Annotated in this window: 15 protein-coding genes; 7 read left to right on the top strand and 8 right to left on the bottom strand. The window is 58.0% G+C overall.

Annotated elements, in window-relative coordinates; genetic code table 11:
- Positions 1 to 13: 13 nt before the first annotated feature.
- Both JHL21_RS00195 and JHL21_RS00190 read right to left on the bottom strand, forming a co-directional pair.
- Positions 14 to 2,479 (bottom strand): penicillin-binding protein 1A, encoded by a 2,466-nt coding sequence (locus JHL21_RS00195; protein WP_200211155.1) that lies wholly within the window; start codon positions 2,477 to 2,479, stop codon positions 14 to 16.
- Between the two features lie 67 nt (positions 2,480 to 2,546).
- Entirely contained in the window at positions 2,547 to 3,650 is a 1,104-nt protein-coding gene (locus JHL21_RS00190; RefSeq protein WP_200211153.1) for an N-acetylmuramoyl-L-alanine amidase, read from the bottom strand.
- 672 nt (positions 3,651 to 4,322) lie between these two features.
- Here JHL21_RS00190 and JHL21_RS00185 point away from each other — a divergent pair.
- On the top strand, positions 4,323 to 7,043 hold the full coding sequence (locus tag JHL21_RS00185; protein WP_200211151.1) for a ribonuclease E/G: 2,721 nt from the start codon (positions 4,323 to 4,325) through the stop codon (positions 7,041 to 7,043).
- A gap of 34 nt (positions 7,044 to 7,077) precedes the next feature.
- Here JHL21_RS00185 and JHL21_RS00180 read toward each other — a convergent pair whose 3' ends face one another.
- From JHL21_RS00180 to JHL21_RS00170, 3 genes are all read right to left on the bottom strand, one after another.
- A complete protein-coding gene (locus JHL21_RS00180; protein WP_199531577.1) occupies positions 7,078 to 7,653 on the bottom strand; it encodes a hypothetical protein in 576 nt (191 codons plus the stop codon).
- Between the two features lie 156 nt (positions 7,654 to 7,809).
- Positions 7,810 to 8,322 carry a GNAT family N-acetyltransferase gene (locus tag JHL21_RS00175; RefSeq protein WP_200211149.1) on the bottom strand — a complete coding sequence of 171 codons (513 nt, stop codon included), beginning with the start codon at positions 8,320 to 8,322 and terminating at the stop codon, positions 7,810 to 7,812.
- A gap of 10 nt (positions 8,323 to 8,332) precedes the next feature.
- Positions 8,333 to 9,478 carry a pyridoxal phosphate-dependent aminotransferase gene (locus JHL21_RS00170; protein WP_254081889.1) on the bottom strand — a complete coding sequence of 382 codons (1,146 nt, stop codon included), beginning with the start codon at positions 9,476 to 9,478 and terminating at the stop codon, positions 8,333 to 8,335.
- A 152-nt stretch (positions 9,479 to 9,630) separates the two neighbouring features.
- On the opposite strand from JHL21_RS00170, the gene JHL21_RS00165 reads away from it, so the two are divergent.
- From JHL21_RS00165 to JHL21_RS00140, 6 genes are all read left to right on the top strand, one after another.
- Complete coding sequence (locus JHL21_RS00165; protein WP_200211147.1) at positions 9,631 to 10,491, top strand: DsbA family protein; 861 nt, start codon at positions 9,631 to 9,633, stop codon at positions 10,489 to 10,491.
- Positions 10,492 to 10,584: 93 nt separating this feature from the next.
- On the top strand, positions 10,585 to 11,022 hold the full coding sequence (aroQ, locus tag JHL21_RS00160; protein WP_182395835.1) for a type II 3-dehydroquinate dehydratase: 438 nt from the start codon (positions 10,585 to 10,587) through the stop codon (positions 11,020 to 11,022).
- A 33-nt stretch (positions 11,023 to 11,055) separates the two neighbouring features.
- Positions 11,056 to 11,547 carry an acetyl-CoA carboxylase biotin carboxyl carrier protein gene (gene accB, locus JHL21_RS00155; RefSeq protein ID WP_169193770.1) on the top strand — a complete coding sequence of 164 codons (492 nt, stop codon included), beginning with the start codon at positions 11,056 to 11,058 and terminating at the stop codon, positions 11,545 to 11,547.
- A gap of 10 nt (positions 11,548 to 11,557) precedes the next feature.
- The gene (gene accC / locus JHL21_RS00150) at positions 11,558 to 12,904 is read left to right on the top strand and encodes an acetyl-CoA carboxylase biotin carboxylase subunit (protein ID WP_169193769.1); all 1,347 of its coding nucleotides are present in this window, start codon (positions 11,558 to 11,560) and stop codon (positions 12,902 to 12,904) included.
- A 39-nt stretch (positions 12,905 to 12,943) separates the two neighbouring features.
- The gene (gene aat / locus JHL21_RS00145; protein ID WP_200211144.1) at positions 12,944 to 13,600 is read left to right on the top strand and encodes a leucyl/phenylalanyl-tRNA--protein transferase; all 657 of its coding nucleotides are present in this window, start codon (positions 12,944 to 12,946) and stop codon (positions 13,598 to 13,600) included.
- Complete coding sequence (locus tag JHL21_RS00140; protein WP_200211143.1) at positions 13,575 to 14,351, top strand: APH(3') family aminoglycoside O-phosphotransferase; 777 nt, start codon at positions 13,575 to 13,577, stop codon at positions 14,349 to 14,351. Before aat ends, JHL21_RS00140 begins: the two co-directional genes overlap by 26 nt.
- Before the next feature lies 1 nt (position 14,352).
- Here JHL21_RS00140 and JHL21_RS00135 read toward each other — a convergent pair whose 3' ends face one another.
- The 3 genes from JHL21_RS00135 to JHL21_RS00125 form a co-directional block, all read right to left on the bottom strand.
- Positions 14,353 to 14,850, bottom strand: coding sequence for a GyrI-like domain-containing protein (locus JHL21_RS00135; protein WP_200211141.1), 498 nt, complete (start codon positions 14,848 to 14,850; stop codon positions 14,353 to 14,355).
- A 61-nt stretch (positions 14,851 to 14,911) separates the two neighbouring features.
- Entirely contained in the window at positions 14,912 to 15,295 is a 384-nt protein-coding gene (locus JHL21_RS00130) for a DUF2155 domain-containing protein (protein WP_248305862.1), read from the bottom strand.
- 44 nt (positions 15,296 to 15,339) lie between these two features.
- A complete protein-coding gene (locus tag JHL21_RS00125; protein ID WP_182395992.1) occupies positions 15,340 to 15,726 on the bottom strand; it encodes an NADH:ubiquinone oxidoreductase subunit NDUFA12 in 387 nt (128 codons plus the stop codon).
- Between the last annotated feature and the right edge of the window lie 147 nt (positions 15,727 to 15,873).

The following is a 15,873-nucleotide window of genomic DNA, read 5'->3' as shown; positions in this document are numbered from 1 at the left end:
TTGCACCCTCGCCTTACCAGCCGAACAATGTGCGGCGCGGTTGCGGCTCAGGCTCGGGCTGTGGGGGGACGATGCCCCCGTTATATTGCTGCTGCAGCATCTGATCGCGCACCAGCGCGTCGTTAGCGGCGTGTCCAACACCGATCACCGACGTCATCAGGTTCGGGCCCGTCCCGGGCTTAAAGGCTTCGGCAATGCCACTTTCGCCTTCATAGGCTGCCGTCCCTGTATCGGGATTGATGCGCACGCGATCCATGCCCGTCGGCACGTTAAACGGCGTGGCAGGCTTGCCTTCCAAAGCATTGGCCATAAAGCCAGCGAAGACGGGAACGGCCATGCCCGCGCCCGAGCCAGCCGAACCCATGGAGCGTGGCGTGTCATAGCCAATGTAGACGCCCACGGCCAATTCCGGCGTGAAGCCGACGAACCAGGCGTCCTTGTAATCATTGGTGGTACCGGTTTTACCCGCCACTGGACGATTGAGCCGCGCGGCGGCCGTACCAGTGCCGCGCAGGACCACGCCTTCCATCATGGACGTGATCTGATAGGCGGTCATCGGATCAAGCACCTGCTGACGCGTGTCGATGATGCGGGGTTCGCCCTGCCCGTTCCACGCTTCGGCATTGCAGCCTTCGCAAATGCGCTGATCGTGTCGGTAGACGGTTTTGCCGTAGCGATCCTGAATACGGTCGATGAGTGTCGGCTGAATTTTGCGACCGCCATTGGCCATGGTGGCATAGGCCGAAGTCATGCGCATCGCCGTGGTTTCGCCCGCGCCCAAGGCCATGGAGAGCACTGGCTGCATGGTGTCATAAACGCCGAATAGCTTGGCATAATCCGCAACCAGCGGCATGCCGATTTCACGCGCAAGTCGCACTGTCATCACGTTTCGCGAGCGCTCAATGCCGCGACGCAGGGTCTGCGGGCCATAGAACTGCTGGGAGGCGTTTTCGGGCCGCCATACGGACCCGTCTGCCATGCGCATTTCAATCGGCGCATCAAGAACGATCGAGGCTGGCGTATAGCCATTATCGAGCGCCGCTGCATAAACGATTGGCTTAAACGAGGAGCCCGGCTGACGCAGGGCTTGGGTCGCGCGGTTGAACTCGCTTTCGGAGAAGGAGAAGCCACCCACCATGGCCTGAACACGGCCCGTGCGCGGGTCCATTGCCACCAATGCGCCTTCGATTTCAGGCACTTGCTGAAGGGTATAGGAGCCAGACTTACCAGCGACCGGCGATACATAAATCACGTCGCCCACAGCCAAAATGCTGTCGAGACGCTTGGAGACCCAACGCACGTCGCCGCCCGATAGTGTTCCGGTCAAACGGTCAACACCGGGCTTACCGTCCGCATCGCTTTCGGGACGCAGGCCAATTGTCAGCTCATTGCCATTGGCTTCCAGCACAACTGCGAGCTGCCATTCCGGCACGTCACTGAGTGGCTTAATGGCCGAGACCGCCAAGCCCCAGTCCTCGCTGAGATCAACCGAGGCCACAGGCTCGCGGAACCCGCGTTGCTGGTCAAATTGGATGAGGCCATCCATCAATGCGCGACGCGCATATTCTTGCAGACGGGGCTCGAGCGTGGTGCGCACCGAGAGGCCACCACCATAAAGCTGGTCTTCGCCGTAGAGCTTGGCCAGTTCACGGCGCACATCCTCGGTAAAATACTCAGCCGAATAGAGCTGGCTGCCGGAGGCGCGCGGAATAACGTTGAGCGCTTCTTCCTTGGCCTGTGCAGCCTCTGTGGGCGCGACATAGCCGTTTTCGACCATACGATCGATCACCCAATTGCGGCGCTCAATAGCGGCCTGCGGGCGACGGAAGGGGTGGTAATTATTCGGGCCTTTGGGCAGTGCAGCGATGTATGCGGCTTCCGGCAGGGTCAGCTGATAGAGCGCCTTATCGAAATAATTGAGCGCTGCAGCGGCCACGCCATAGGAGTTCAAACCAAGGAAAATCTCGTTCAAGTAAAGCTCGAGGATTTTGTCCTTAGTGAAGGTGCTTTCGATACGAATAGCCAGCAAGGCTTCTTGCAGCTTGCGGTCCCAGGTCTGTTCCGAAGTCAGAAGGAAATTCTTCGCCACCTGTTGGGTGATCGAAGAGCCACCACCCTGAATGGAGCTATTGCCATCCATACGCGCCAGAACGTTGTCACGCAGCGCGCGGATAATGCCGTCGAGCGCGATGCCGTTGTGGCTGTAAAAATCTTTGTCTTCCGCGGAGAGGAAGGCTTCAATCAGCAAAGGCGGAACGGTTTCAATCGGCTGAAACAAGCGGCGCTCGCGCGCATATTCAGCCAAGAGCGTACCGTCGGCGGCATGAACGCGCGTCGTTACCGGCGGCTGATAATCCTTGAGGACAGTGTAATCGGGCAGCTCGGCCGTCACAGTGGACAGATACACGGCCGCTGCGCCCACGCCACCGAGAGCGAGGAACATTCCAAAACCGAACAGCCAGCCGAGTAGACGAAACATCCCGTCAGACACTCCAAACGCGGATTACCCGCAAAACATTATCCCACACGTCCTGAGTCGGAAGACGTCACTGGGCCTCTTCATCCAAACTATCGAAATAGGTCGAAATTCCGCGCGCAATGGCTTCTGCGGTGCGATCGCGCCAGCTCGATTGCGTCAGGTTTGTTACGTCTGCGGGATTGGACATATATCCCAATTCCACCAATACCGAAGGCACATCCGGGGCCTGCAACACAAAGAAGTCCGCCTGTCGCACAGGAAAACGTCGCAGTTGCACGCTTGGCTCCAGCGAATGCACGATGGCCTGTGCCGCCGCAAAGGACTGCGCCCGCATTTCGCGGCGCATCAGGTCGACCAGAATGTCCACCACCTCCGGCGCCATCACCTGCGGCATGACAAAGCCGGCGATCACGTCCGACGTGTTTTCATTGTCGGCGAGAACTTTGTCGAGAATGTCAGTCGCCCGCTCGTCGCGCGTGTAAATGCTCGCGCCGCGAATTTCGGGCTGCTGGAAACTATCGGCGTGGATCGAAACGAAGAGATCAGCCTTGTTGGCGCGCGCCAGGGCAACGCGTTCTTCAAGGCGCAGATAGCTGTCGTCCTGACGCGTAAGCGCCACATCAAAGCGTCCCGATTGTACCAGCAATTCTTGCAGCTTGAGTGAAAACGCCAGCACAATGTCCTTTTCGCGGAAGCCGCCCGGCGCTTCTGCCCCGCTATCAATACCACCATGACCGGGGTCAATGACCACGAGGGGCCGCGTGGCGATGGGCAGCTCGGAGCCGCCTGCTGGGGTCGATTCGCTGGTGGCCGCGGAGATTTGCTTATCGCGCGCAACATTGGCAGCGAACTCTTCGGGTGTCGCAGGAATGATGTCGACGACGAGGCGAGCGGGTTGTCCGTCATAGGGTTCAAGGACATAGGCCTGCTGCACCTGTGCCGGAGCCGAGAGACTCAGCACTGTGCGCACACGGTCGCCTGCCGCCTGTTCAATGGCGAAACGGGTGACAAAACCCTCGCCCGCAGGCTCCCCTTCGGTCTCTTGAACCGTGAAGGTCCCTGCCCGTACGTCGACGGCCAAGCGATTTGGTTCATCGAGCGAAACGAATGCGAATTCGGTCTTTGCAGCCAGATCAATCACAAGGCGCGCCCGTTCCGGCGTGATCGTCACTCGTGCATCTATGACGTTTGGTAAGGCAGCACTTTGCGCCAAAGCAGGCCCGCACAGCCCACCCAAAACGACAATCAAACCTATGACACGCTTAAAAATAGCTCTGGTCAAAACTGGACCTTGCCTCGCACTGATTTGACACCCAAATGCACCGCGCTTGCGGCGATTCTTCGGCATAGAACGAGCCTTATGCGATGATTTGTGCGCTGCGCCAACCGATGCCCATGACAATGACATGACGGAAGGGCGTTTCGACTTTCTTGTTGCTAATCGGGCCCAACTTTCTTACACGCTAAGGATGAAAGCGCGCGTGTTTCGTGACTAGTTCTGAGTGCCCTAGCACTCTCTGTGGTCCGAGACGGACGTTGCGGTTGCGCTTTCAGTTGAAGAATTTCGGCTTGTACCAATAGCCGGACGGCCTGCTGCACTGACGTAGCGGCCTAACAGGAAGAGGTCATATGGCCCTCAGGCGAGAACAGCGCGACGCGATCGAAGAAGTCGATTGCCGTCCCCTTTCGCCCAGTGAGCCAGCCTTTGCCATCAATACAACTGCGCCGAACGTGAGAGGTTCGCGCATTACCAAACTCAACCCATTCGCCCCGCAACGCGCTACATGCAGACAGCCTATCTCACGGCGTGTCTCTGTCGGCGCGCGGGTGCGCGGAGCTTATTATGGCGACCAAGAGAATGCTGGTGGATGCCATCCACCCCGAAGAAACTCGGATTGTAGTCACTGAAGGAAACCGTCTCGAAGAGTTCGATTTCGAATCGGCAACCCGCCGCCAGCTGCGCGGCAATATTTATCTAGCCAAGGTTACTCGGGTTGAACCCAGCCTGCAGGCAGCCTTTGTTGAATATGGTGGCAATCGCCACGGCTTCCTCGCGTTCAGCGAAATCCACCCCGATTACTACCAGATCCCGGTAGCCGATCGCGAAGCCCTGCTGCTCGATGAAGAGACCAGCGAAGACGAACACGTCGAAGAAGCCGCGCCAGCGGCTGAAGCTGTTTCTGAAACAGAAACTTCGGCTGAAGCCGACGCAGACTCCGAAGGCGATGCCAGCCATATTGAGCAGGCACCAGCCAATACTGAGCCAGTCGAGTCCATCGGCGGCGCAGACGCGCTTGAAGAAGTGCCAGAGCGTCGTCGCTCCAGCCATCAGCGCCGTCATCAGTATAAGATTCAAGAAGTTATCAAGCGCCGCCAGGTCATGCTGGTTCAGGTGGTCAAGGAAGAGCGCGGCAATAAGGGCGCTGCTCTCACAACCTACCTCTCGCTTGCTGGCCGTTATTCGGTGCTGATGCCAAACACCGCCCGTGGTGGTGGTATTTCGCGCAAGATTACCAACGCTGCTGACCGCAAGCGCCTCAAGGAGATCACCTCCGATCTTGAGGTACCACAGGGCATGGGCGTTATCCTTCGCACAGCCGGTGCTTCGCGCACCAAGGCTGAAGTGAAGCGCGACTTTGAATATTTGATGCGCCTTTGGGAAAGCGTCCGCACGCTGACCCTGGAGAGCGAAGCGCCATGCCTCGTGTACGAAGAAGGTTCGCTGATCAAGCGCACCATTCGTGACCTCTATAACAAGGAGATCGATGAAGTTCTCGTGGCTGGCGACGCTGCCTTCCGCGAAGCCAAGGACTTCATGGCAATGATCATGCCGAGCCACGCGAAAAACGTGATGCTCTACAAGGATGATCAGCCGCTGTTCTCCAAGTACGGCGTTGAAGCCCAGCTCGACCAGATGTTCTCTCCGGTCGTCACCCTGCCCTCCGGCGGCTACATCGTTATCAACCCAACCGAAGCGCTCGTCTCCATCGACGTGAACTCGGGTCGTTCGACCAAAGAGCACAACATCGAAGACACCGCTCTCCAGACCAATCTGGAGGCCTCCGACGAAGTGGCGCGCCAGCTGCGTCTGCGCGACCTTGCCGGTCTCATCGTTATCGACTTTATCGATATGATGGAAAACCGCTCTAACCGTGCTGTTGAGCGCCGTCTTAAGGACGCCCTCAAGGACGATCGCGCGCGCATTCAGGTTGGCCGCATTTCGCACTTTGGCCTCATGGAAATGAGCCGTCAGCGCATCCGCTTTGGTGTTGTTGAAAGCTCGACCCACAAGTGCCCAATTTGCGATGGCACAGGTCTGGTTCGCTCGACCGAAAGCCTGGCGCTGATGATCATGCGTCACATTGAAGAACACGTCATGCGCAAGCCTGGCCAGTCGATCAATGTCCGCGTTCCGGTCGAAGTCGCTCTCTACATTCTGAACTACAAGCGTGACACCCTCACGCTGCTGGAAGCCCGCAACAATCTCTCCATCACCATTACGGCTGATGGCAAGATGACCGGCCACCAGTTCGCAATCGAAAAGGGCGAAACCCGCGTCGCGTCCTATGTTGATCAGCGCGCAGCAGCACACGTGCGTGTCGACAGCGCCGTCATCGAAGACGCAGCGGAAGAAGACGTCGCCGAAGCTGAAAGCGACGACGAAGAAGAAGAAACCCCGGCCAAGTCTGCCGACGCCGAAGAAGGCGAAGGCAATAATCGCCGCCGTCGTCGTCGCCGCCGTCGCGGTGAACGTGGCGAACGCAATGGCGACAGCAATCCTGCGGCGCAACAGGTTGCGGCCAATGACGATGGTGAAGAAAGCGACGAGGCCAGCGCCTCCGAAGCGACCCCATCTGAAGCGGACGCAGCCGATGACGCGGATAGCGAAACCCGCCGCCGCCGTCGCCGTGGCCGCCGTGGTGGTCGCCGCAACCGTCGTGACGGTGAAGCTGAAGCCGCACAGGCCATCGGCGAAGCTGTTGCTGCAGAAGTGAGCACGGTTGAAGCTGACATCGCACCAGAAGCAGATACCGCTTCTGAACCGACGCCAGTCCTCGAAGTCGCTGCCGCAGCACCAAATGCTGAAACAGCGACACCTGCTGCAAGCGAAGCTCAGGCAAAGCCAAAGCGCACGCGCCGCAAGAAGGTCACGGAAACCGAAGAGTCTGCGCCAGCAGAAACTACTCCGGTCGATGCGACCCCAGCTGAGACAGCCGCTCCGGCCGCTGCCGAAGCAGAACCGGCTGAAAAACCAAAGCGCAAGTCTCGTGCGCGCAAGCCAAAGGCCGAAGCCGCTGATGCTGCGCCAGCAGCCGATGCGAGTGCGGCCGCTCCTGCCGTCGTCGAGTCCTCGCCCGTTGCCGCCGCGCCAGCTGCAGAAGCCCCAGCGGCCTCTGACAAGCCAAAGCGCAAGCCACGTGTGAAGAAGGAACTGCCGCCAGAAGGTCTGGTTGTCACTTCGTCCGCGCCTTCTGAGGCAGCAGCGCCAGAAGTTGAGAACGCCGAAGCACCCGGCGAAAAGAAGAAGGTCGGTTGGTGGCAGCGCCGCCTAGGCCTGAACTAAAAACACCAAGGGCGGTCTTCGGACCGCCCTTTCTTTATGCCCTCTGCCCAATCGGCGCGGCGGATAAAAATACTTCGCGCCGGACAACCGCTATCCCCTCTTTCACAGAGCGATGGATCGTAAGCCGGCTATGGTCGAAATTCCCCTGCCGCCGCCCGGAGTACTGGTGCCCACTGGGCTCCATACGGCGCCGGTCCGGGCCGAGATAATTGGCCGTTTCGATATAGAGCTGATCATTGCCAATCTGCGAGGTTAGACGAGACTGCAGAATGTGCTGATTTTCCGGCAGGCTAATGACATCATCAAAACCCATTTCGATATGGGCGAGGACGTCTTCGCTCGGGCCGTCGGGAAGGAAGGTAATGATAGGGGCAAAGCGGACCTGGTCCAAGCTTGATACCCGCAATTGCGCCAAGAGGCGCTGTTTCGCAGCGACGCTAATGTTGTAGTGAACAAGGAAGAAGACAACCAAGGGCTCATCATCAGAGCCGCCATCGACAGTGTCGTGGGAAACAACTTGGCCGAAGCCCATCTTCCGAGCCAATTGCATAAGCTCAACGCGACCGTGGGCCTCATTGGCCACAATGATCGCCTTACAGTTTCCCAGCATCGTCGGCACCACTTGTAGCACTTTGGCTAGATCCTATGGGCTGTCGCAGATCCGATAGAGAAAGACTGTTGCGCTAAAAAAGTTCCAATCTCGCTAAAGCTACGTGAGGAGGCTCAGCCCGCTGGGATGTCCAAACATTCAGCGAGCTGTTTCACTTTAAGCCGTAAGACCTTGATTATAATGGCGATAAACAACATCCTCAGGATCTTGCCTTACGCAGTTATCGTCACGCACCGCCCCCATGCGCTCGGCAAGCTTAATCGAGCCCGCATTGCGGTCATCGATATAGCTTACGAGGTCCGGCAGCTTGAGGGCATCAAAGGCCCAAGAGCGGAACGCCAGCGCCGCCTCGAAGGCATAGCCTTGCCCCTCATGCCCGTCGTAAAGCATCCAGCCGAGCTCTTTTTCGGGATAAAACGGACCAGCATTGATCCCAAGTTCGCCGATGCATTGGCCGGTGGATTTAAGCTCGATCATCAACGAGCCGTGCCCATACATCTGCCACAGAGCCAGTCCGTGACAGAACATGCCCCAGGCAGCCTTCTTGTCGAATGGGCCGCCCATGAACTCGGCTCGCTCAGACGCCATCAACTCGGCATAGGCCGGAAAATCCTCGACCCGCGGCTCACGCAGGATCAGTCGTTCTGTTTCGATTGTGGGTATAGCCACGCGCCCCTCCTCACTTCAAATAGGTCCGCATCCGCACGAGTGCCTCCTCGACACTGGCGCGGGTGCCAGCAAAGCTGAACCGAACGAACCGATAGCCGTCGACACGGTCAAAATCGATCCCCGGCGTTGCCGCGACACCGATGGCGTCGAGCATTTTCTCGCAGAATTCCAGCGAGTTATTGGAGAATTTCTCAATGCCCGCATAAGCGTAAAACGCGCCGTCGCTGTCATGCGGCAGCGAGAAGCCGATCTCGCGGAGCCCATTGAACAGAACATCGCGCGTTGCCGCGTAGCCCGCCTTCTGCTCTTCGGAATAGTCGACTTCGCCAAGGGCGACGGTTGCCGCAATCTGGCTAAGGGTTGGCGCGGAAATGAAGAGGTTTTGCTGCAAAATTTCGGCGCGACGCACCATGACCTCGGGCATGACCATCCAGCCAATGCGCCAGCCCGTCATGCAATAATATTTCGAGAAGCTATTGATAATAATGGCGTTCTGCGTGAGCTCCAAGGCACTGACGCTTGGCCCGGTGTAGTCGAGCCCGTGGTAGATCTCGTCTGAAATTAGGGTGACACCCAGCTTTTCGCAGGTGGCGATGATTTCGGCCAATTGCTCACGCGACACAGACGCGCCTGTTGGATTGGCCGGGCTGGCAAACAGCAGTCCGTCAAATTTTTCGCGGGCGTAGGCGGCCTCAATATCCGCACCAGTCAACCGCCAGCCGTTCTCGGCTGTGAGCGGGATTTCGGCAATGCCAAAGCCCAAGCCAAACAAGGTATTGATATAGGCCGGATAGCCCGGACGGGTGATCGCAATGCGCGCGCCGGGCTTGAAGGCCGTGTGGAAGGCCAGAATAAAGCCTGCCGAAGACCCCATGGTGGCCAGGATTAGCTCAGGATCAACCGATACGCCGTGATTGCGCTGGTAATAGGCGGCGAGACCTTCGCGCAGCTCAAGCAAGCCCTTGGCATTGGTATAGCCCTGCGGGTTTTCGACGGCCTTGGCCACAGCCGCGCGCACGGCTGGCGCGGGTGCCGATCCCGGCTCGCCAACTTCCAAATGGCAGACTGTGCGTCCCTGCCCTTCAAGCAGCTTGGCCTGCTTGAGAATATCCATGGCGAAGAACGGCATTAGCCCGTCAGCAGCAGTCGAAGTCATGAGGCCTCCAGAAATTACACTGGTGCTAGCCCGCCCCGAACAGCGCTTCAACCGAAATGATCGACTTGACCTTCACTTCGCCATCATGGGTACGCATCACCATACTCCTCTGCTAAAAGCAGTGAACTGAATCAGCGCCCTGAGGAACATCCATGGCTAGGACGACGATTACTCTCACCGCTCTCGCTGGTGTTTTGGCTGGAGCCTTGGGCTGGGCCGTCATTGATCGTCCCTCTGCGGCTCTTCCAGAGGCCGATCTGCGCGCCGTGGTCGAGAGTGTTGTCACCGCAAAGCTGGCCGACGCCCTGCCAGCGCCACAAGTTCTCTCGCCGCCGCCACTCGACGCAGGTTTCCTCAATCCGATGATTGAAGACTATCTGATGCAAAACCCCACGGTTCTGCGCCGCATGGTGGCGAATTTGGAGGCCACAGAGCGCACCGAGGCCATGGCCAAGGCCGAGGAGGGTCTCGCAGCCAATGCGGACCTTATCTACAACGCCCCCAATCAGGTTGTGCTCGGCAATCCCGATGGCGACGTCACGCTGGTCGAGTTCTTCGACTACAATTGCGGCTACTGCCGCAAGGCCATGCCTGACCTCGTGACGCTGATGGCCGAAGACCCCAATTTGCGCGTCATCCTCAAAGAGCTTCCAATCCTTTCGGACGATTCCGTCGATGCCGCCCGTATTGGCGTTCTCGTAGCCGAGTCGGATGCCGACTACTGGACCTTCCACGAGGCGCTCTACACTGCCCGCGGTAAAGTGACCAAAGATACCGCCATTGCCGCAGCCCGTGGCCTTGGCCTGTCGCCTGTCGATCTCGAACTTCGCATGAAGGACGAGAGCGTCGCCACAGTCCTGCAGGATTCCTATAAGGTTGCCCAAGCATTGGGTATTTCGGGAACACCTGCTTATATCATCGGCAATGAGATCATCCCTGGCGCCATAGGCGTCGATGCATTGCGGGAACGAATTGCAAACATGCGCGAATGCGGTAAGGCACAGTGTGTTTAAAACCGGCCAACGCCGTTTTCCTTGGCGTTTTCGGTGCATTTCGTATAACCGCCCTTGCAGCGACTATGAATGGCAATGCACAAGACTAAGATCATGACGAAACGCGTTCTTGTCCTCAATGGCCCGAACCTCAACCTGCTCGGCACGCGCGAGCCGGGGACCTATGGCTCGGAAACTCTCAAAGACATTGAGAACCTTTGTCTCGCGACTGCAAAAGACGCGGGCATAGCTATCGATTTTCGTCAGTCTAACCACGAAGGTGAGCTGGTCACCTGGATTCAAGATGCCCGGAAAACGGCCGACGGCATTTTGATAAACCCAGCCGCTTATTCCCACACCTCAGTCGCCATCCACGATGCCTTACGCGCCGTGGCCCTTCCGGTGGCTGAAGTTCACTTGAGCAATATCCATCAGCGCGAAAGTTTCCGACATCATTCCTATGTGTCGTCGGTGGCTTTCGGCGTTATTTGCGGCTTTGGCGCACTTGGATATAAACTGGCCCTCATGGCCTTGGCCGACAAACTCAAATAACGCTTCAACGCGAGAAGCGGGAGACCGACAAGAATGACCAAGTCATCGTCAGTGGATCAGGATCTGATCCGCGCCATCGCCGAACTCCTCAACAAGGAAAACCTTGCTGAGATCGAAATCGAACAGGACGAAATGCGCATCCGCGTAACCCGTTCCTATCCGAACGAAGCTCCTGTCTATGCTCAGGCGCCGATCCAGTACGCAGCGCCAGCTCCGGCCGCTGCTGCACCAGCCGCGCCTGCTGGCTCCGTCCCAGCCGCTGCACCGAAGGCAGAAGATCTGGCATCGAACCCAGGCACGCTGACCTCGCCAATGGTTGGCACTGCTTACTTGGCTCCAGAGCCAGGCAAACCAGCATTCGCTGCAATCGGCACCAAGGTTTCTGAAGGTCAGACCGTCCTCATCATCGAAGCGATGAAGACCATGAACCAGATCCCAGCACACCGCTCCGGCACCATCACCCGCATTCTGGTCGAGGATGCTCAGCCCGTTGAATATGGCGAGCCGCTCGTCGTCATCGAGTAAGGGGGCGACCATGTTCCAGAAAGTCCTGATCGCCAATCGCGGTGAAATCGCGCTGCGCATACTGCGCGCGTGTAAGGAATTGGGTATTCAGACCGTGGCGGTTCACTCCACGGCTGACGCCAATGCCATGCACGTTCGCCTTGCGGACGAAAGCGTCTGTATCGGCCCAAACGCCGCCAAGGACAGCTATCTCAACATTCCAGCCATCATGGCTGCATGTGAGATCACTGGCGCCGACGCTGTGCACCCGGGCTATGGTTTCCTTTCGGAAAACGCACGCTTCGCCAAGATCCTCTCCGAGCACAACGTCACCTTCATCGGTCCTTCGTCGCACCATATCGAAATCATGGGCGACAAGATCACCGCGAAGAAGACCGCTGTTGAGCTTGGCATTCCCGTTGTTCCGGGTTCTGCCGGTGCCGTGGAAACCGAAGAACAGGCCCTCGAAGATGCACGTCGCATCGGCTATCCGGTCCTGATCAAGGCAACCGCTGGTGGCGGTGGTCGTGGCATGAAGGTGGCGCAGACTGAAGCTGACCTGCTGGTCGCTTGGTCCACTGCGCGCTCGGAAGCCAAGGCCGCGTTCGGCAATGACTCTGTGTACATGGAAAAGTACCTGGGCAAGCCACGCCACATCGAAGTGCAGATCCTGGGCGACGGTCAGGGCAATGCCGTGCACCTCGGCGTGCGCGATTGCTCGCTCCAGCGTCGTCACCAGAAGGTCTGGGAAGAAGCTGGTGGTCCAACCATCAAGCCGGAAGAACGTGACGAGATCGGCGAAATTTGTGCTGCCGCTATGCGCAAGCTCAAGTACTCCGGTGCTGGCACGATCGAGTTCCTCTACGAAAACGGCGAGTTCTATTTCATTGAAATGAACACCCGCCTGCAGGTGGAACATCCGGTCACCGAACGCATCACCGGCATCGACCTCGTGTACGAACAGATCCGCGTTGCTTCGGGCGAAAAGCTTTCGATGACGCAGGATCAGGTCAAGTTCACTGGCCATGCGATCGAAGTGCGTATCAACGCCGAAGATCCGCAGACCTTTGCGCCGTCACCCGGCACGATCACCTTCTACCACCCCGCTGGTGGCGTTGGTGTGCGCGTCGATAGCGCCGTCTACCAGGGCTACAAGATCCCGCCCTATTATGACTCGCTGATCGGCAAGCTGATCGTTTACGGTCGCACCCGCGAAGAATGCCTGCAGCGTCTGCGCCGTGCGGTCGACGAGTTCGTCATCGATGGCGTCAAGACCACGCTCCCGCTCTTCCAGCGCCTGATCAAGGAAGCCGATATTCAAAACGGCAACTACGACATCCATTGGCTGGAAAAGTTCTTGGCTGAGAACAAGGTCTAATCATTTGAGGGGCGCGCAAGCGCCCCTTATCATATTCCCATGACCGACCCTCAAGACCCGTTCGACATCGAACTCACTCCAGAACTGATCATCCGCGCCTATTGCTCGGGCATATTTCCGATGGCGGAAGATGCTACCGATGAGAACGTCTTTTGGGTGTCCCCCGAAGAGCGCGGCATCATTCCGCTCGAGAAGTTCCACGCCTCCAAATCCTTGCGCAAAACCATGCGGAAATCGGGCTGGACCATTCGCGTCGATAGTGATTGGGACGGCATTCTCGATGGCTGTTCCACTGTCGGCAAAGATCGACATTCGACTTGGATCAACTCGACCATTCGCTCCGTCTATGGCGAGCTATTTGAGCGCGGCATTGCCCATACGGTTGAGGTTTGGGACGGCGAGCAATTGGTTGGTGGACTTTATGGTCTCGCCATTGGCGGCGCCTTCTTCGGCGAGAGCATGTTCCATCGTCAAACTGACGCTTCAAAAGCGGCTATGGCCCATCTTGTGGAACGCCTCCGCGCGGGAAATTTCGTTCTCCTCGACACCCAATTCCTCACGCCACATCTAGCCTCGCTAGGCGGAATTGAGATACCACGCGAAGACTATGAGGAACGCTTGGCTAAATCTCTCGAACACATGGGAGATTGGTGGGCATGGGAAGAGATAGATGAGCAAACCGACCGACCTGCCTGAGAGCTTTGCGCCTCTCAAGGACCTCGAGTGGCAGAAGATTACCATCGGCAAGTCTGCCGCTTCGGTCTGGCAAATTGCGCTTCGTGACGGCAATTCTGTTTTCCTGAAATCGGAAGCCAACCACCCTCTCGCCGAACTCCCCGGCGAGATCGAACGGCTGAACTGGCTCACCAAAATGGGCTTCAAATCCCCGCGCGTCATCGACGCCGAACAGAGCGCCGACCGTGTCTGGCTGCTGATGAGTGCCGTGCCCGGTTCAGACCTGACGCACCTGCGCGACAAACCCGAATTGTTCATCCGCGCCTATTCGCAGGGCCTCAAGCGCATGCATGCGCTCGACCCGCGCCAATGCCCCTTCGATCACTCCATCAAGGCTCGCATCGCTCTCGGCACCCAACGCGCTGCGGCAAAGCTCGTTGATGAAAGCGATTTCGATCAGGACTGGATCGGCTCTACGGCGGAGGACGTGATCGCCTGGCTCAACGTCAATAAGCCCACAGAGAGTGAGCTGATCGTCACCCACGGCGATCCTTCAGCTCCCAATATTCTGAGCGACGATGAGCGCTTCTCCGGCATGGTCGATTGCACCCGCCTGGGAACGGCCGATGTGTGGCAAGACCTTTCAATTGCCTGCCGCTCCATCGCCTACAATGTCGGACAGGAGCACGTCCGGCCCTTCCTCGACCTTTACGGGGTCGAGTGGAACGCAGAAAAGTTTCGCTTTTACAACACGCTAGACGCGCTTTACTGACTCAACGCATTAACCGGAAAGCGATCTCGGTGACGGGCATTCCGCTGGGATGCTCGCCGGGGTCGAGGTGATAAATCTCAAGACGTGTGCTATCGCTCCACGAGCCCTGCCCGTCGCGCCGGCCATCAAGCTCCAAGCCTTCCCGTTCAACCCACTCGCTCAAGACCCGATTGGCATCATGCAACTGGTGATAGTCGACATTGGCGTGCAAGGAGGCATAGCGCCCGGCGGGCAAGATTGCCGTGCTCACCTCCCCTGATGGGGTCATGATGGTGGTCGTCGGTACGCCAACGATCACTTCCATGCCGCCATCTGAGTAACAGCGCGGATAATTGAAGAAGGATCGGCCGGCGACGGTCCCACCCATCTCTTCAATCCAAGCAATAAGCTGATCGACAAGCGGCGGCGCGACACGGCCAATCTCAGGCTGAGGTACAACCACGCGCATAAAGGCGAAGGTCTGCGCTTCACGCGCGACAATTTTGGGTTCAGTCAGCATCTCACTCCCCATCAAACGCTGATCGGGTCAGTATGCCTCCAAATGCGCGGGGAAATCCAGACTATCTATTGGCTGGTGGCGGTACGTCGGTCGAGGTTTTGCACTCAATCAGCCAGACGTCATAAACGGCGTGATCGACTGCGTTGAGTGCGGGACTATCGGCAAACATCCAGCCCGTGAAAATCCGCTCTGCAGACCCGTCGAGGCTGCGCTGATCGACTTCCAAAAACGCTGAAGTGCGCTGCACCGTGTCCTTGCTCGACCGATTGTAGCAGGCACGCGGCGTCATCTCGAGGGCGCCGAACAACACCGTCTCATCAATATAGACGTCAAAACGGGTGATGCGCCCCGTAATTTTATCGAGCCCAGCAAAGGTCGCGATGGGGTTGGCAATCGGCTGCGCGAATGCGGGGGCCGAGAAAGCAAAAACGGTCGCTGCCAGCAGCGACCGAGAAATGAGACGACGGAGAAAGGGCAAGCCCAAAATCCTTATTCGGGCGACCACGCTTGGTAGTCGCCGGTAACCTGCGGACGTTCACCGGACTTCAGCAAGCTACCTTCAGGACGGTAGGCTGCGGCAGTGCCAGTGAGATTCTTCTCATGCGGCTTTTCCCAAGCGCGAGGCTGGTAATTTGCTCCACTCGGCACAGTGTCCGTGCGGTGATGCATCCAACCATGCCAACCGGGCGGAATCGCCGAAGCGTCAGCAAAGCCACCCGCATAGGTAACATAGCGACGGTTCGCTTTGCGATCCTGATAATAGCGATTGCCGAACTCATCGGAGCCCACATACTCGCCAAAGCGCTTGATCCAAAGGCGTGTCCCCCAGGTGTTGCCACCCCACCACGCAAAGATTTCACTCAGGAATTGCTTGATACCGGACTTGGCCACTTGTCGATTCCAGAAGAATTGGTCGTCAATACTCTGGGCGGTTTAGCATGGCCTGCCCCCTGATCCAATTCTTTCTTGCGACAATCGGACCCACCAAAGGGCTTTTTCTATCCCCGGCCTATTACCGCAAAG

Source organism: Devosia sp. WQ 349K1 (assembly GCF_016595685.1).
Lineage (GTDB): Bacteria > Pseudomonadota > Alphaproteobacteria > Rhizobiales > Devosiaceae > Devosia.
Note: the sequence above shows the minus strand (reverse complement) of the source record. Positions and strands in the feature narration are given on the sequence as shown.

Bases quoted from the DNA above. Each gene is read 5' to 3' on its own strand.
- JHL21_RS00195 (WP_200211155.1), bottom strand. From the start codon at position 2,479: ATGTTTCGTCTACTCGGCTGGCTGTTCGGTTTTGGAATGTTCCTCGCT.
- JHL21_RS00185 (WP_200211151.1), top strand. From the start codon at position 4,323: ATGGCGACCAAGAGAATGCTGGTGGATGCCATCCACCCCGAAGAAACT.
- JHL21_RS00180 (WP_199531577.1), bottom strand. From the start codon at position 7,653: ATGCTGGGAAACTGTAAGGCGATCATTGTGGCCAATGAGGCCCACGGT.
- JHL21_RS00170 (WP_254081889.1), bottom strand. From the start codon at position 9,478: ATGACTTCGACTGCTGCTGACGGGCTAATGCCGTTCTTCGCCATGGAT.
- JHL21_RS00165 (WP_200211147.1), top strand. From the start codon at position 9,631: ATGGCTAGGACGACGATTACTCTCACCGCTCTCGCTGGTGTTTTGGCT.
- aroQ (WP_182395835.1), top strand. From the start codon at position 10,585: ATGACGAAACGCGTTCTTGTCCTCAATGGCCCGAACCTCAACCTGCTC.
- accB (WP_169193770.1), top strand. From the start codon at position 11,056: ATGACCAAGTCATCGTCAGTGGATCAGGATCTGATCCGCGCCATCGCC.
- accC (WP_169193769.1), top strand. From the start codon at position 11,558: ATGTTCCAGAAAGTCCTGATCGCCAATCGCGGTGAAATCGCGCTGCGC.
- aat (WP_200211144.1), top strand. From the start codon at position 12,944: ATGACCGACCCTCAAGACCCGTTCGACATCGAACTCACTCCAGAACTG.
- JHL21_RS00140 (WP_200211143.1), top strand. From the start codon at position 13,575: ATGAGCAAACCGACCGACCTGCCTGAGAGCTTTGCGCCTCTCAAGGAC.
- JHL21_RS00135 (WP_200211141.1), bottom strand. From the start codon at position 14,850: ATGCTGACTGAACCCAAAATTGTCGCGCGTGAAGCGCAGACCTTCGCC.